The sequence below is a fragment of the uncultured Methanobrevibacter sp. genome (assembly GCF_902788255.1).
GTDB lineage: Archaea > Methanobacteriota > Methanobacteria > Methanobacteriales > Methanobacteriaceae > Methanocatella.
The window spans coordinates 18,202-34,640 of record NZ_CADAJR010000012.1 but is presented as its reverse complement, the minus strand read 5'-3'; the positions used below and the strand labels follow the sequence as shown (position 1 = coordinate 34,640).

The 16,439-nt window shown below is 35.1% G+C and carries 18 protein-coding genes; 14 read left to right on the top strand and 4 right to left on the bottom strand.

Annotated features, from left to right (window positions below; translation table 11 throughout):
• Positions 1–62 precede the first annotated feature (62 nt).
• Positions 63–524: a MarR family winged helix-turn-helix transcriptional regulator gene (locus QZV03_RS04365; RefSeq protein WP_296874481.1), complete on the top strand. Its 462-nt coding sequence runs from the start codon at positions 63–65 to the stop codon at positions 522–524.
• On the opposite strand, the gene QZV03_RS04360 is transcribed toward QZV03_RS04365, so the two are convergent.
• The gene (locus tag QZV03_RS04360; RefSeq protein WP_296874480.1) at positions 521–1,237 is read right to left on the bottom strand and encodes a hypothetical protein; all 717 of its coding nucleotides are present in this window, start codon (positions 1,235–1,237) and stop codon (positions 521–523) included. The two genes, QZV03_RS04365 and QZV03_RS04360, sit on opposite strands and share 4 nt — an antisense overlap.
• Before the next feature lie 140 nt (positions 1,238–1,377).
• Here QZV03_RS04360 and QZV03_RS04355 point away from each other — a divergent pair, with 140 nt between their 5' ends.
• From QZV03_RS04355 to QZV03_RS04345, 3 genes are read left to right on the top strand one after another with little or no spacing between them, the layout of a single operon-like run.
• Positions 1,378–2,631, top strand: coding sequence for a tripartite tricarboxylate transporter permease (locus QZV03_RS04355; RefSeq protein WP_296874479.1), 1,254 nt, complete (start codon positions 1,378–1,380; stop codon positions 2,629–2,631).
• Positions 2,632–2,639: 8 nt separating this feature from the next.
• Positions 2,640–3,341, top strand: coding sequence for a hypothetical protein (locus tag QZV03_RS04350; RefSeq protein ID WP_296874478.1), 702 nt, complete (start codon positions 2,640–2,642; stop codon positions 3,339–3,341).
• Positions 3,338–3,604 (top strand): hypothetical protein, encoded by a 267-nt coding sequence (locus QZV03_RS04345; protein WP_296874477.1) that lies wholly within the window; start codon positions 3,338–3,340, stop codon positions 3,602–3,604. Before QZV03_RS04350 ends, QZV03_RS04345 begins: the two co-directional genes overlap by 4 nt.
• On the opposite strand, the gene QZV03_RS04340 is transcribed toward QZV03_RS04345, so the two are convergent.
• On the bottom strand, positions 3,605–4,498 hold the full coding sequence (locus QZV03_RS04340) for a methyltransferase (protein ID WP_296874476.1): 894 nt from the start codon (positions 4,496–4,498) through the stop codon (positions 3,605–3,607). It abuts the gene before it with no gap.
• A 108-nt stretch (positions 4,499–4,606) separates the two neighbouring features.
• Here QZV03_RS04340 and QZV03_RS04335 point away from each other — a divergent pair, with 108 nt between their 5' ends.
• From QZV03_RS04335 to QZV03_RS04290, 10 genes are all read left to right on the top strand, one after another.
• Entirely contained in the window at positions 4,607–6,058 is a 1,452-nt protein-coding gene (locus QZV03_RS04335; protein WP_296874475.1) for a CpaF family protein, read from the top strand.
• 4 nt (positions 6,059–6,062) lie between these two features.
• Entirely contained in the window at positions 6,063–6,962 is a 900-nt protein-coding gene (locus QZV03_RS04330) for a type II secretion system F family protein (RefSeq protein WP_296874474.1), read from the top strand.
• Between the two features lie 542 nt (positions 6,963–7,504).
• Positions 7,505–8,614 (top strand): site-specific integrase, encoded by a 1,110-nt coding sequence (locus tag QZV03_RS04325; protein WP_296874473.1) that lies wholly within the window; start codon positions 7,505–7,507, stop codon positions 8,612–8,614.
• Between the two features lie 749 nt (positions 8,615–9,363).
• Complete coding sequence (locus QZV03_RS04320) at positions 9,364–9,522, top strand: hypothetical protein (RefSeq protein WP_292743691.1); 159 nt, start codon at positions 9,364–9,366, stop codon at positions 9,520–9,522.
• 158 nt (positions 9,523–9,680) lie between these two features.
• A complete protein-coding gene (locus QZV03_RS04315; protein ID WP_296874472.1) occupies positions 9,681–10,004 on the top strand; it encodes a hypothetical protein in 324 nt (107 codons plus the stop codon).
• The gene (locus tag QZV03_RS04310; protein WP_296874471.1) at positions 9,997–10,131 is read left to right on the top strand and encodes a hypothetical protein; all 135 of its coding nucleotides are present in this window, start codon (positions 9,997–9,999) and stop codon (positions 10,129–10,131) included. Before QZV03_RS04315 ends, QZV03_RS04310 begins: the two co-directional genes overlap by 8 nt.
• A 14-nt stretch (positions 10,132–10,145) precedes the next feature.
• Complete coding sequence (locus tag QZV03_RS04305) at positions 10,146–10,706, top strand: hypothetical protein (RefSeq protein WP_296874470.1); 561 nt, start codon at positions 10,146–10,148, stop codon at positions 10,704–10,706.
• Positions 10,707–10,729: 23 nt separating this feature from the next.
• On the top strand, positions 10,730–11,230 hold the full coding sequence (locus QZV03_RS04300; RefSeq protein WP_296874469.1) for a hypothetical protein: 501 nt from the start codon (positions 10,730–10,732) through the stop codon (positions 11,228–11,230).
• Positions 11,231–11,246: 16 nt separating this feature from the next.
• Complete coding sequence (locus tag QZV03_RS04295; protein ID WP_296874468.1) at positions 11,247–13,262, top strand: hypothetical protein; 2,016 nt, start codon at positions 11,247–11,249, stop codon at positions 13,260–13,262.
• Positions 13,263–13,526: 264 nt separating this feature from the next.
• On the top strand, positions 13,527–13,937 hold the full coding sequence (locus tag QZV03_RS04290) for a hypothetical protein (RefSeq protein WP_296874467.1): 411 nt from the start codon (positions 13,527–13,529) through the stop codon (positions 13,935–13,937).
• Positions 13,938–14,222: 285 nt separating this feature from the next.
• On the opposite strand, the gene QZV03_RS04285 is transcribed toward QZV03_RS04290, so the two are convergent.
• Together QZV03_RS04285 and QZV03_RS04280 are read right to left on the bottom strand one after the other, a co-directional pair.
• A complete protein-coding gene (locus QZV03_RS04285) occupies positions 14,223–15,632 on the bottom strand; it encodes a phage terminase large subunit (RefSeq protein WP_296874466.1) in 1,410 nt (469 codons plus the stop codon).
• Complete coding sequence (locus tag QZV03_RS04280) at positions 15,625–16,434, bottom strand: hypothetical protein (protein ID WP_296874465.1); 810 nt, start codon at positions 16,432–16,434, stop codon at positions 15,625–15,627. The genes QZV03_RS04285 and QZV03_RS04280 overlap by 8 nt, the downstream gene beginning before the upstream one ends.
• Between the last annotated feature and the right edge of the window lie 5 nt (positions 16,435–16,439).

The window sequence follows — 16,439 nt, the reverse complement described above, 5'->3', positions numbered from 1 at the left end:
GTTATTAAATTGTTACAAATACTATTTAACCCTTGACATTTAAATATAATATAAGTGATTTTATGATAGAATATGATGATATAATTAAAGACTCACCCTTCCTTGTAAATCATTTGATTACATTAAGCAAGACACATGATTTTTACATAAATAAACACATCAAAAACAGCACAGAAATCCAACCAAGCCAATACTACATGCTCCTGTTTTTATATTACGAAATGGGAACCACACAGTCCGACATTGCAAAGGCCTGCTTTATGGACAGAAGTGGAGTTTCAAGAGCGTTTAAGGAATTTGAAGAAAAAGGACTGATTACACGAGAAGTTGACAACGACAACAAAAGAGCATACAAAATCACTTTAACAAAAAAGGGCAATGCAACAGCAGAGTTTTTAATTAAAAAAGAAAAGGAATGGGATGATATGATTTGTGAAGAACTGAATATCACCCGCAGCGAAACCCTTGAACTGCTTTCAAAGATTTCCATGAAATCATTGAAGTTCAACCGTGAAAAATTCTAGTCATAACCTTCAGATTCAAGATAATCATCTATATCATAATTGTCCCCATATTCATAATGGTCGTAATATGCCCCAGGATCTGTTCTGGACAATGTATACCTGTCAGGCACTACGGTATGATAGTGACTGGAACCGCCAGTAGAATAGGACGGCGAAGAAGTGGAACTTGTCTGAGAATATGTTGAGGTAAACTCATTTTTATCCAAATCCAATATTTTATATAAAAGCTGAGCTTCTGTATATGAGATTTCATCGGTTGAGAGAATTATGCCGTAAACCGCATTCTTTTCCGGATAGTGCACCAAAAAGCACAGGCCATTCATTGAAGTGAGATAATCAGAGATGTAGCTTACACCATCATTGCCTGAAATACTATTATAATTTTCAGGAGAATCCTTCCAGACGATCATGTAACCCTTATTGCCCGAAGTGTCGACATAGCTGATATTTTTAGCATTCTTCCATCCCAAATTCTGACCCAAATTGGTTTTGAAAGTTCCGTCAGGAATGCTTTGCTCACCGACCTTGACACATCCGGACAGTTTGGCAGTAAGCATCTTATCCCCACCGATATCCTCGACAACCTCATCACTATAGCTTGCCTCAGATGGAGGAACAAGCAAGTTGATTGCTGAGCCCACGAAAAAACCTATAAGGAGCATGGCCACAAACAATCCCACCAGAATAACCGCAACCTGCTTAATATTAGACATAATCATATATAACATTTTACTCACATTTAAAATTTTTTAATGCAAATTTTTACCATAGCATCTCAATTCAACAAATCAAAAGCAATGTTGACTTTAAAAATAAATAAACTTTAAATTATACCTCAATTAATGAATATTTCATGATAGAATTAGTTATAGCTTGTTTTATAGGAATATTAATTGGAACAACAACCGGCATGATACCTGGCATACACGTGAATACCGCAGGAGCAATACTCTTTGCATCTTCAACGTTTCTTTTGACAATAGTTTCACCGGAATTTCTATGTGTGCTGATGGTTTCGATGTCCATTGCACATGCACTGATTGAATTTGTGCCCTCAATGCTTTTGGGCGTGCCTCAGGAGGGAACCGCAACATCAATCCTTCCGGGACACAGAATGGTTTTGCAGGGCAGATCAAAGGAAGTGATTAGAATCGTGTCCGTCGGAGGATTCGGGGCAATCATAGTTACAATTTTGATGCTTCCAATCTTTGCAATAGCTCTGCCGTTTCTGCATGAAGCCTCAAAACCATTCACATGGATTATACTTCTTGTCGCATCGGTTTACCTTACACACAAGCTGACCGGAAACTTCAGGGACTTTTTATGGTCACTGCTGCTTTTTGTACTTTCGGGACTTCTGGGTTGGGCCATATTCCAGACACCAATATCCTCCGGAACAACACTGATGTGCACCTTTTCAGGGCTTTTCGGCATAAGCACAATACTTTTCAGCCTGAATGACTCTTCGACAATACCTCACCAGAACCCATTCTATGAGCTTGATATCGACTACGGCAAGTTCAAAAGCATCTTTGCCGGAGGAATCACCGGTGCGATACTTGGTTTTCTTCCAGGTTTCGGACCTGCACAGGGAACGGTAATTGCCCAGGCAGTGAGCGGAACAAACGATAATGACGATGATGATACCGTGAATTTCCTTCTGGCAACATCGGGACTGAACATTTCCGACTGTCTTTTTTCACTGATTGCAATCTACATCATCGGAAATCCCAGAAGCGGAATAGCGGTTTACATGTCCTATCTGATTTTTGAGATGGGTTTGAACCATCTGGCGATTTTCATTTTTGCATCCCTGATTGCAGTTTCGGTTTCACTGGTTTTGTCCTTGAAGTTGGGCGATTCGTTTTCAAGGCTTATGGGTGGTGTGGACTACAAGAAACTGTCGATTGGAGTCATACTGCTTCAGATTCTAATACTCTACATATTCATCTTCTATTATAAGGCACCGGTTTTTTACATGACACTGGCCCTCATCACCTCAACGGCAATGGGAATGCTTCCACACTACATTGGAGTCGGCAAATCCCATCTGATGGGCGTTTTAATTATTCCAGCAATCGTAATCTATATGCAAATGTTTATTTAGGTGATTATATGAAAAGAGTATTATTAAACAAATTTAAAGAATATGAAAATATGAAAAACAAAGAAATAACCAAGGACATCGGCAATTTTAGTCCAACTATCATTTTACCATTAATTTATAATAGAAAAATGAATTTTAATAATATAGATTCAATTAGAAAAATTAATAAAAGTAATGATAATTCTGAAGAAATCTCTAATGAGATTATTGATGAATTAAAACTTAACAAAAACAACATCAACACTTTAAAATTTATTTTTCATGAATTAATAGCCAATGTATACGATCATTCAAAATTTGAAAATGCCTATGTGATGGGCAAATTGGATAACAACTACTATGAATTTTCATTTTTGGATGACGGAATAACAATACCTGCATCATTAAAAAAACTCAACACACCCATTAAAAATGATTGTGATGCAATTATTAAAGCTATAAATGGATTATCCAGTAAAAACGAATTAGGATATGTTGAAAGAGGAACTGGATTGAATAATACCATAAATATTGTTACATCAGGCAGCAATGGTGAAGTTTTAATAGTTTCTGGATGTGCTTTAATCCATTTAACTAAAGATAATATAATAGCAAGGGAAGTTCCAAATGACTGCATTGATGGAACACTGGTGAGTTTAAGAATGAATTTAAATTCAAAAATTGATATCTATAAATATTTAAAACAAGTAAAATATGAATTGATATTATGAGTGAAATTGAAATTTTTCTAAAAAGGGAAATTGGTACTGATTTAGGATCAAGACAAAAAATTGAAACCCTCTTTAAAAACATTGATAGAGATATTTCAAAAGTCATTATGAACTTTGAAGGTATTGAATTCATGGGACGTAGTTTCGCCCAAGAATACCTTAACCGCAAACATTTTGCTTCATTTGAAGTAGTGGAAAAAAATATGTCTGAAGATATTGAAAAAATGTTTGAAATAATATTAAAACTTAATAATAAATTATAGCTAGATAATGAGCACATTATCTGCTATTTTTTCTGCTTTTTGAGTTATTTCACTTATATCCCTTCCCGGAAACGCATCAATAATACACAAATCAACATGTCCCACATCCAACTCCTCAAATGATTCATTGAATATCTCAAATCCACCATCAAGATCATTGATTTTGAGATTGTTTTTCAATGCCTCAACCATTTCCGGATTAATGTCATTGAACATTACCTTTTCAAAGCCGTATTTGAGAAGATATATTCCAATGGCTCCAAGTCCGCACAATGCATCAAGCGCAACACCCTTTTTTATGTCATTGTTTTTCAGGTAATTGTGCAGCTGAACCAGCTTCTGTTCGGTTGTGGTTGCAACCTCAATGTGGTGTCTTGACTGGCTTTTTACAAGAACTATCTTTTCCCGAAGCAGTGTTCTCATCACGTTTATCTGCGTGTCGTCACCTTCAAGAATCTCAAAGTGATTTATCTCCGAATCCTTATCTGCCTGGCCGACCAGACTTTGAGGACTCCCCTTCAATACACATGCAACTTCGGGAACCTCATCCATCAACCTGGATGCAACATCCGAATTGAAATCGGGGTGAAGCAGTATTAGTGTCTTTTCTGAGATGAACTGCGGATTCAGATTACTGTAATAGAAGTTTGAAAGTGGCACGGGAGAGTTGCGCCTGAGTGTGGCTTCGGGTTTTACGATTTCGGATTCGATCATGATTTTCAGGATATGGCTCATCACTATATCCAACGGCCTTTTTCCACATTCGCATTTCATGTAATCCCCATCAAGAACCTCAAAGTCAATAAGGTCTTTTAGAGGGGAAAATTTTTTTATCTGTACGTCCTGGCACTTTTCGCATTCATTAAGTGATTTGATTTTTTCTTCAATTTCCACAGTAAATCACCTCAAAATTACTCATTCAATACAATATTGTTTTCTATTTCTAATAATGCTTTCAAAAGTAATAAAAACTTTATAAATTAGTATTACTAATTAGTAATCATGACTAAAATCGCCATTGGTGAAATTATGAAAAATGAAATTATACCACAATATGATGTAAGAAAAAGTGAATATACTCACCAGGAGAAAATGCTTCTTGGAGAAATGCGTGAAAACCTTGTTGACATAGCTATATCAACCGGCGAAAACTTTCAGGTTTCAGAAGAGAGACTATTATCTGACATAAAGAACCTATTATTCTTAAGACTTTCAGGAGAAAATCAAAATAATGACATCTCAAATGAATATTTGGACCACTTGTCTCGAAGGTTCCTGAGGGACATTATCGGATACGGTAAAATCGACCCCCTCATCCAGGATGATGAACTTGAAGAAATCATGATAATCGGAACCTCAAAGCCGATATTCGTCTATCACAGGCAATACGGAATGATGAAAACCAATCTCCAATTTGAAAATGATACGGAGCTAAGAGACCTGATTGACTCCATTGCCAGACAAATCAACAGAAGAATCGACCAGGAGTCTCCGATTTTGGACGGAAGGCTGGTTGACGGATCAAGGATAAACGCCACAATACCTCCAGTTTCTGCTGACGGACCATCACTGACAATACGCAAGTTCAAGCGGGACCCCCTAACCATCATCGACTTGATAAATTCAAGGACAATATCACTTGATCTGGCGGGGTTTCTGTGGCTTTGCATTGACGGGCTTGGAGTCAAATCGGCAAATGCCATCATCTCAGGAGGAACAAGTTCAGGAAAGACCACCACACTCAATGCACTTTCCGCATTCATCAATCCAAACGAGAGGATAATAACCATAGAAGACACACTGGAACTGCAGATTCCACACGAGCATGTCATCCGCATGGAAACCCGTCCCGCCAATGTTGAGGGAAAGGGCGAGCTTACAATGAACGACCTTGTCAAAAATTCCCTGAGACAGCGCCCGGACAGGATAATAGTTGGCGAAGTGAGAGCCGGTGAGGCCATCACCCTTTTTACCGCACTGAACACGGGACATTCAGGTTTCGGAACCCTCCACTCAAATGATGCAAGAGAGACAATAACAAGACTGACCAATGAACCGATGTCCGTTCCTGAAATAATGATTCAGGCAATTGATTTTATCATAATGCAGAATAGAATCTACACTCCATCAGGGATGTCATTTCGAAGAATCAGCGAAGTGGTCGAGGTTGTGGGAATGGAAGAGGGCACGGTGCAGCTGAACAAGCTCTTCCAATGGAATCCCGAAAGGGACACAATAGACAATGTGGGCGTGACAAGCCATACCCTTCAGCAGATTGCATCACTAAGCGGGAAGACCATACCTGACCTTTTAAGTGAAATCGAAAACCGGAAAATTGTCCTGAAGCATATGATAAACCATGATATCCGTTCTGTCGAAGAGGTAAACAGCGTCATAGAGCTTTACCATAAGGAGCCCCAGAAGGTCCTGAACAGAATCATCATGAACAGGTGATCGGATGTTTAATGATTTTTTTATCCTCATTGGAGGAATACTGCTATCCGTTGTCAAATTCCTGCAGACATTATCGTTTTCAAGAAAAAAAGATGAAGGCAAAAGCATCGACTCCACAATATTTTCCAAACTCAATCTTGATGTTGAAACCCAACCAATAAAGCACGAGACAAGATTTGATGAAATCAGGGACAGTCTGTTATATTATCTTTTAAAAAAACCTGTGATTGGAATTTTGTTTGCATTGCTGGTCATCACCGCCATTTTCACAAGTCTTGAGATTAGCGCAATTTATCTTGTGGTTGTTTTGATGATTTATATCTTTTTAATCTATTATCCTCAAATCAAAGAGCAGAAAGGATATTCGGATTTGAATCAGGAACTTCCATATGCATTGAGGCACATGAGCATTGAACTTAAGGCAGGAAGGGGTCTGCATGACGCAATGATAACAATCAGAAACGCAAACTACGGTTCCCTGTCACGGGAGTTCAATCGGATTTTGGAGGAGGTGAAGTTCGGAAAGCCAACCGAAGATGCCCTTCTTGAAATGGCAAATCGCGTAAAATCAGATGGCCTTTCAAGGTCAATCCATCAGATTGTTGGTACCCTCAGGGTTGGAGGAAACCTTGCTGGAAGCCTTGAAATCATTGCGCAGGACATTTCATTTGACATGCAGATAAAGCTAAAGGAATTTTCCCAGAAACTTAATTCATTTATCCTGATTTATACTTTCATTGCAATCCTGGCTCCTGTGATAAGCCTGATTATGCTGATGGCAGGATCAACTGTTATGGGAGACATAATATCTTCACAGCTGCTGTATCTGATTTATGTAATATTCTTCCCTTTGGTTGTGATAGTTATGGGATTGTTTATCAAAAAATTAGAGCCTAAAATTTAGTTTTAAGTTTAAAAATAGTAGAATAGGTGAAATTAAATATGATAAAACATATTTAATTTCTAGAGAGTAGTCATATGCGGTTATTAAACTAGAAAATGAGAACCAACTAATTTAATAACATTTGAGTCAGTAATTTAAATTAGATTTTTAGGTTAACCTAATTTTTTATCACCAAATATGATTATGTAAAGTATACTATATAAATGTTACGAAATTTTTAGGTAAACCTAAATTACATGTTTTGTAGAAAAAAATTAAAAAGAAATAAGGATTGGTGTTTGAATTTGAGGAGAGTAAACACCAATTCGTTTTTTGGAAAATTTGGCAGATTAATTTTCCATTAACCAAATCAGAAAATTGTGGAAAACTGATTTGATTTAAATACTTATATTTTGGAGATTGTATTATTATTGACTAATAATGAAAGAATTATGTTATACTTATTCCATAAATTGTAAAGAATATATTACAATTTAGTTTGGAATACTTATCATTTGCTCTCACTGTATTTTATAATATTATTGAAAACATAATGTGATATTATGAATAACGAGCAAATTTTAAAGGAAGTACATAGTACCTTCAATCATGCCAAGGCAACAAGGGTTCTTTATAAACAGGCTATAAAGAAGTATTGTAATTTCCATGGTATGTCTTTGGAGGAATTGATTGAAGAAGCAGAAACAGAAGAAGATGATGGCGTCAGGTGGAAAAGAAGAACACTAAAAAGAAGGTTAATCAATTACAGACAATATCTTGTTGAAAACCATTGCATAAATACTGTATATACTTTAATGAGGCCTATTATGGTAGTTTATAAATATTTCGAAATTGAAATACATGAATTACCAAAATTAAACAGAAAACAAGCAATTAAACCAGAACCAATCCGTTTTAAAGATTTACCTGACAAAGAAATAATCCGTGAAGCAATAAACATATCTGATCCAAAAATGAAAGCAATCATTTTGTTCATGGCGTCTAGCGGATGTGCAAGAAGAGAAACATTGAATTTGACAATCCAAGACTATATGGATGCTTTAAGGGAGTATACAAACAAAAAAGATATTTATAGCATATTGGATGATTTGGAAGATAATGAAGACATCGTTCCTACATTCAATGTTCGCAGGCAAAAGACTGACAAGTATTATGTTACCTATTGCAGTCCCGAAGCTGTCATTGCAATAAACAGTTATTTGTTAAGCAGAGAAGATGAACTAAAACCTACCAGCCCATTATTTAAAATTCATGAAAATTATTTAACAAGATCTTTTGAGAGAATAAATGATGATTTGAATTTAGGATGGAAAGGTAATTTCCGTCGTTTCAGAAGTCACATGCTCCGTAAGTTCCATGCAAGTGCATTGTACAATGACGGCATGACCAGAGACAATGTAAATGATTTACAGGGAAAAGCTAAAAACAAAACTGATGATGCATACTTTATGACAAACCCTGAAGATTTGAAATATGAATATATCAAACATCTTCCGGCCGTTACAATAAACAAAGAGGTTGAAAAGTTATCAGTTAAATCTCCGGAGTTTATATCTATGGAACGGGAGAATGAAAAGTATAAACAAACAATTGATAAACTTACAAATGATATTGCAAGTATCATGAGCCGTTTAGACGAGGAAGCTAAATAATCAGGTTTAACTTAAAAGTGAAATTTTTACATTTCACTATTTTTTTCTTATTTTTTTCAACACCACATTTTCAGTAATTATTGAAATATTCTAATTTTAATTTTATACAATGGATACTTTTTCTTACAATTTTGTGTTTCACTGTTTACAGAAAATCGCAAAAATACATGCCTTATGAACACAATTTTTTTCAAAAAAACTGAACGATTTAACAATAAAAAAACAAATGACAATGTTTATATACAAAAACTAATAAACTATGATTAGCCATTACTAACTGAAAGCAATTTTACGAAGTGAGAACAATTTTCCACACTCGTACAACTTTTTTTTAGAAAAGGCTGAAACTCAAAATATGGAGGTAAAATATCAAAAAAAGCAATTCAAAAAAAACAGATCATAAAAATAGGATTATAAAAAAAATATTGAATGAATAACGAGCTTTTAATATTTTTTAACATAATCCTAATGGGCCAGTAAGAAAAATAAAAATAATCGACAGAGTCTGCAAACTATGTTAAAAATTAATACTTTTCAAAACTTAACCCAATATCTAGTTTATTTTAAAGAATATATAAAACTTGTCACATTATATACCAAGAAACTTATTATACACTAATATTTCGGTAAAGAGTGAAAAATTAATTTTACCAAAACTATTTTTATTTTCAAAAGATTCCTGGCCACAGTGTTTTTAGATTGTTGAACATGACTAAGCCCTTAAGGGCACTAATGGAGAATCAAAAACAATGTGTGAAATAATAAAACCCCGGCCAAATGAAATAATAATTTCAAATAATTTCAGGGCACTTGAAGAAGCTATCGATGAGATTCAGGAAAGTGAAAACTTCAGAAATGAAAAGGAATTCTTTGATTCATACGCAATCAAGATAATGAAACTGGACTGATAGCTTAAACCGTTGAACTAAATTTAAAAACATTAAAGGAGTCTGCAAACTATGTTAGAACAAGAAGTAAATGGAGTAACCCACGTCCTAGTACCGAAAGACGTGTGGGATGACATAATGAACGTATTTGGAGAAATCCAAAATAGTGGAGAATAGAAATGAATAGCTATTCACCATATCCGAAAATTAACCCCGAACCTACCGTCAACCAGTTCGAGGACAACTATCATGGAATATTAACCCACAAAGGTGAGATCAAAGTTGCTAAAGCTGATGTGGAGCAAGTTATCCTTCACATTGACGATAACGGAACCGTACTGGTGATGGGAAGAGAAAAGGCATACGTAACCCAAATTCATGCAAAACTATTGTCACTAATGCACTATGCATGTAAAGGTGATATTGGATTTGTGAAATTCAGAAGAGGTGAAGCTTTCATTGTAGGATTTAGGAAAAACAAAGGAGCTGGAAAGAATGTCTAAGCCAGCAAGATTATATCCTAAAGAAGAACCTATAAATCCGAATCCAAAATTAATCTGGATGGGAAGTATAGTGTTTGCTATAGCTATCGGATGGATTGGGATTGCAACAACAACCGCAGCAATATAAAAAGGTGATATAAAATGGTAAAAGCCGAAATTATAGAAAGTCCAGAAGTTTCCAAAGAAACCGGAATTGTTAATGTCGATAATGTCCCTAACGTTGATGTAGCTATCGAACAATGGGACGCTTATCAAAAACTCTGTAAAGGATTGTTGAATGAAACTGATTATCAGGAAATAATCGTTAAGGAAAAAGATGCTGAAGGAAACTACGTTAAAGTGAAAAGACACTTCAAGAAAAAATCAGCATGGCAGAAACTCTCACGTGCATTCAATGTTGACACCCACATTGTTGATCGTGAAATCGAAAGAACAAAAATGGGAAGAGTACGTGAAGCCTACTACTGTGTTAGAGCAACATTACCTAACGGTAGAAGCGTTGAATCAGATGCATTATGCTCCAGGTCTGAAAAAGGAAAAGATAAAGTTTCAGACCACACTATAATGTCCACCGCTAAAACACGTGCAACCAATCGTGCAATAGCTGAACTTATTGGGGCTGGAGAAGTTAGTGCTGAAGAAATGTCAGCAGAAAAAATTGTTAACCAATCAAAATTTCTAAAAGAGGATAATTCCTCTTAAATAATTTTTTAGGAGATATTTAAATGAGTTTTAATTCCAAACAAACAATATTCACAGGTACACAACTTGATTATGAAGAAATTGTAGATATTCCAGACGGATATGAAAAAGCAGAACTAAAAGATTTCCAGGATGGAACCTTAATCACCGGCAGACCTGAAATGTCTTCTGTTACCTCATACACCTTTGATGATAACGGTGAGGAAAAAACAGTAAACAGATTTAAATTGTTCATATTCAAAGATGATGAGCAATTATACGTTGAAATCAATGTCAACCTTAAAAACGATGGGGACATCCACAAGAACATCAGAAAAGGTAGCGTGCTCTTTGACTTCATTACCAGTATTCTTGAATTGGAAAATCCTGGAAGTGTTGGCAAATCAAATATCCTGAGAAATGCCAATCTTGCCGAATACCGTGAATTCGTAAACAGATTAGGTGAGATGACAATACAAGTTAAGGAAAAATCCGGAAGCTATGTATACTACAGTTTCATTGTGAGGGATGTTAAAGTACAATAACGATAGGTATTGAAAAATGGATGAAGGAAGTTCAGCTAAATTAATTAAAAAAGCTATTGAGCATGTCTATAAACCCTCTGATGAGTTAATGTATTTTAAAAACATAATCAGTGCATTCTATATGCAGGGTACTGACATTGAGGTTGTTGAAAAAATTCTAATAGAATTATACAACCAGCTTCCTTCTCATGAGAAAACATTAGCTGAAATCATAAAACTGTTCGATGACATTTATGCATGTGAGGAAAATCCCAACAGTGGCCTTAAAGGAATTGAACAGTTTATTTCAGACAAATATGATAAAAAGACCAGTCTTGAGGTTAGACGTGAATTGAATAAGGTAATCATACCTTATGATACCAACAGAATTTACAAGCTGCAGACTGGATCAAGCAAATATATGGTGATGGACTACAGGAACAATGAAGTTACTGTACAGACAATAGACTGGAGAAAAGGAATTGAAGTAGCTGACTATACCAGAGTTCTTCTCTGCTATCCTTTACAGATTACAATACATGACAATCCGATAAGTGAGGCCGGAAGAACATTTACTATAGAATGGACTTCTTCAAAGGATAATCATTTCAAAACTTCAGATATGGGGATTTCAGAAATAGAACATTATCTCTCAGAACATGGTTATGTCCTTTCTCCAAAGAATTTCAAGGGAGTTGTGGCAGGTTTGATTCAAATAGCTATTGAGAATAACTTGGCAATATTTAAAAATGATATTGAAACACCAGGTTTCTATTATAATAGCGAAAACGATAGTTTAACAATTGTTGATTTTGAATTAAAGCCAGTAGACATTGATAAATTAAATATTGCTCTTGATTTGATTGAGGATTTGGAACAGTTCTTCAAAGGTCAGGAAGCAAAGCTTGCAACAACATTAAAGCACGCAATGATTGCACCATTCGGATTTGCCAAAAAACAAATGGGATTGCCTTTGGAAAATCTAATACCTTACATGTTCCACTTTGGAAAAGGAGGTTCAGGTAAGACTACAATTGCCCGTATTGGTGCATACTTCTACGGCGAGCCTGACAGTGAAACAGATATTGGTGGAAGTGAATTTGATACCGTTCCAAGAATTGGTGCACAAATAAGCAAATCAACATTTGGATTGATCGTCAATGAACCTGCAGGAGTATTCAACAGCAGAAGCTGTGTTGAAACATTGAAAACATGTGTTGAGCGAACCAATGCAAGAAGAAGATATGAAGGCAGAAACCTGGCCACTATTCTTGCATTATCTACAGTGTCCTTTACTTCCAACAGTGCATTGCCAAATATCGAAGGACTGACAAGAAGATTTGTTCAGCTGATGTATTCTCACAGTGAGAAGAAATCGGAGGATGAAAAAAAAGTTTTCATGGAACATTACAGGATGGACTCCCCAGACATATGTCTTTTTCATCGTTTGAAATATCTTGCAGACTTTGTAGTCAATGAGATAAATGAAGATATTGGACTTTTAAGATTGCCATGGCAGGATCTGTCCAATGCTTTAATCATGAGGGCATATGCTGACTGCGAACGTAACTGTCCTGATTGGCTATTGGAATTTGTACAATCAATAACACTTGAGGACTTGGATGATGAAGAGATTGAGAGGTTAAGAATGTTTTTCATAGATGAAATCAACAGGCACAATAAAAACATCAAGGTTTATTCGGCTGAAGACGGATATCCGGTTAGACAATCAGATTACTTTACCGATTCAGTTAAAAACTCTAATGATTTTTATGAACGTGTCTTTAACATCATTAACGAGCGCTTAATCCCATATATGGTGCTGCATCACAGTAGAGAGGGTAAAGACTATGTTTGTTTTACAAGAGGTCTTAAAAAGGCATTGAATGATGCAGATGAAATATGCTATGACTTAAAAGGTATTGCTGAGTTATTAGGTTGGCAATACAAGCCAGTCAGATTGGATAAATTAACAAAAGTAATGATCGTTAGTTTTGATAAGTTTTTAACATTCTTATATCCTAATCTAACAGAAAAGGAGACCAATCAATAATGTTACCTGAAGTTACTTGAAGTTACCTGAAGGTGCAAGTAACATCACTGATAAATTTTAACTATCTGAGAATTGTTTGTTTTAAAAATAAATGATTCTAAAGTTATTTTATTTTTTTGAATTTTGAAGTTACTTTTGCCGTTTTGTGGAGGTGACTATAAGTGACACGAAATAAGTTTTTAGCAAGTAACTAGGTAACAAGGTAACTTTATTTTTGGTAGGTAACTGGGTAACTGGGTAACTTTGAATAACGAGCTGATAATTATGTTTAGATGTGATTGTTATCCGAATCATGAAATCTGTAAAAACAAAAACAGATGTGAATTTTGGATACCATTTAATGAAAAACTCAAACAAGTATCTTATCAAATAAGTTATGAGTTGAATAGATTAGAAAGTCTACATCAAAGAAAACAAGACTACTTCCAAATATTATCTGAAATCAAAAATGGAATATATACTGAAACAGTAGCTATTGATGGAAGATTAAAAAAAATACCTAAAAAGAATGCAAGAGGTGAAGATATACTAAAACCGGAAGATGTGCAGGTTGGATTAAATTATGATATAATCCTTCAGGAGATAACAGATACTGAAACAATAATTCGTGAATTAAGAAGAACTGAAAATAATATAATAAGAATTTTAAAAAAGCGAGCCAATGATTTTGGTTAGGAATAATAAAAAAAGTAGCTATTGGAAAAAGAATAACACATTCAAGTTTAATATTTCTTGAATCTAATTCTTTTTTCAGCTACATCAATTTCAAACTGGTCACAAAGTTTAAAAACATTTTTTTCCACTTGTAACTTCAATTTGATAATCTTCAGGTACTTTTTCAATGATTTCTTTTAAAACTTTAATTTCTAGAATCTCCATGGTAATACTATGTTACAAAACAATATTTAAATCATTTTCCAAACTTATCCCAATGTTATTCCAATAACTGATTGTTATTATTTATGTAGAATACCATTTATCAACATTAACTCTCCTTGTTTGAGCTTCAGAAACTATTTTTTCATAACCTCCAGTGAAGGCCACTACACAGTCATCGTGAATAGCTTCATTGGGATACGCAGTTATTTTTTCCAGAAATTCCATCGCCCATTTTTTCGTGAACCCTGTCCGATTCTTTCCAACTAGGAAAATTCCATTCTTTTGAATATCTGCTGAAACTCTTCTAGCACGGTCAACCTTATTCTCTCTTGAGTTACCAGTACCTGTAGCAAAACCTCTTCTTGTCAGCTCATCAATGATAAGCAATCCAAAGTTTTTACCTGTGCTTCCATCAAGTTCAATATATTGGATATCGGCCTTGTCACGTGCTGCAGTATTGATAATTTCATTGATCAAGTTTCTTGACTCAAGCTGAAATTCATATGAATCCAAAATGTAAATGTTGCCGTTTAGATCTTTAGCTAACATGACTCCTGCAGTATAATCCGGATCACTACTTTTCAGTTTGTCATCATTCAATACTTCAGTTGCAGCAAGATCCCAATACCTGATTACTTTAACGATTGGTATTTTCATGTATTCATCATAAGAGAGTAGGTGGAAGTCTGATTCATCGAATAACTGACCTTTAACTGAAGCATACCAGTTTCCGTTCATTAACTGCTCCCTTGTAACTCTATCAAGACCCATTAAGTATTCCTCGTAGTCTTTTCTGTCCAGATAGATATTATCCAAATAGCTGGAGCTGATGAATCTGATTTGTGATTTATCCTGAATGTCTTCATCAATCTTTTCAATGAACCTTTCTCTTACCCATTTGTTTCCACGCTTACCGGGATTGCTTGAACACATTAACTGTGTTGGAAGCTTATTGTCTTTTGTTTTTCTTACACGAGAACGCATATAAATGTATTTGAATCTTTCAAGTTGTGTCAGCTCATCTATTCCTATGAACTGATATTCTGAACCCTGATATGTATCAAGGTCATTGATATTTCTCAAATATCCAAAGGTCAGTGAATTTCCGTTGGGAAATGTCCATGAATGTTCTGTTCCATCCCACTTTGGTCTGATGCTTGGATTATTTTGAATTTCCTTTCGATTTAACCACTGACTTGCTTTGTGTATTAAAGCTCCTTTACGCTTCAAGTCAGATAAAGTACGTCTCAATATCAGTGCGTGATATTCATTGGCATCATCCTGGACATAGAACAAAGCTCTCATTAAAAGACTTGTTGATTTGGAACCTCCAGCGGCACCACCAATCAGAACTTCCTTTTCTGTAGCCAGTATCATCTCAGCCTGTTTTGGAAATGGAGAGAAAGGTATATATGGATTTTCATATACACATTTCTGAAGAATAGCTTTGTCTTTAGCGTCAAGATGGAATTTGCCGTTTTCATCATACATCGTTATCATCTATTTGTTTTGCAAGGATTTCAATTTCTCTCATCATGTCCTTTTGTGATATTTCAATTTTCTTATCTTCCAATTCTAAAACTCTATTTTTGAATAGTCTGTCCATTTCATCTTTGAATAATTTGTTTTTAGCGTCAAATGCTTTAACGGACAATTCAAGATATCTTATTTTCAATTCTGTTAAGTCAAGCAGATATCTCGCTAGGCTTTTTTCATTGGCGTTGTGTCGTATTTCATGGTCTAGTTTTTCAAAGTCGATTTCAATGCATACAGCATTCTTGGTAATCTTGTCCAGATTTTCAAGTCCCGTTTTGATGTCTGTAACCTGTTGCTGAAGAATGTTGTCAATAGCTAAATCGATATTGTCCTCGTGAACGTTATTATCTGTTATTTGTTTTTGAGCAATGGCCCTATTGGTTAATGCTTCTTTATCTCTTGCTCTTGAGTCTTTTTCTGTGTCAATTAAATTGTATTTCTTTTTGAATCTTGAAAATGTTGCTCTGCTTACTTCGAATTCATGTTCTTCTGCCAGCCATCTTCTGACGCTTTCATCTGTTGCTCCTTGAGTTTTCATTACCTTGATTTCATCAAGAAGTGTTTCCAGGAAATCTCCTTTTGTCAGTTTTAATCGGGCTTTGAATTTTCTATATGTTGTGAGTGGGATTTCACGGCCATATTTTGTTTTTAATAATTCTATGACTTCCTTGTTGCTCATTGCCTTTTTGCAGCAGTTGATTATTTCCTGTTCATGCTTTTCTAAAAAATAGCTTTCATCTGAATTTACACGATCCATAGGTT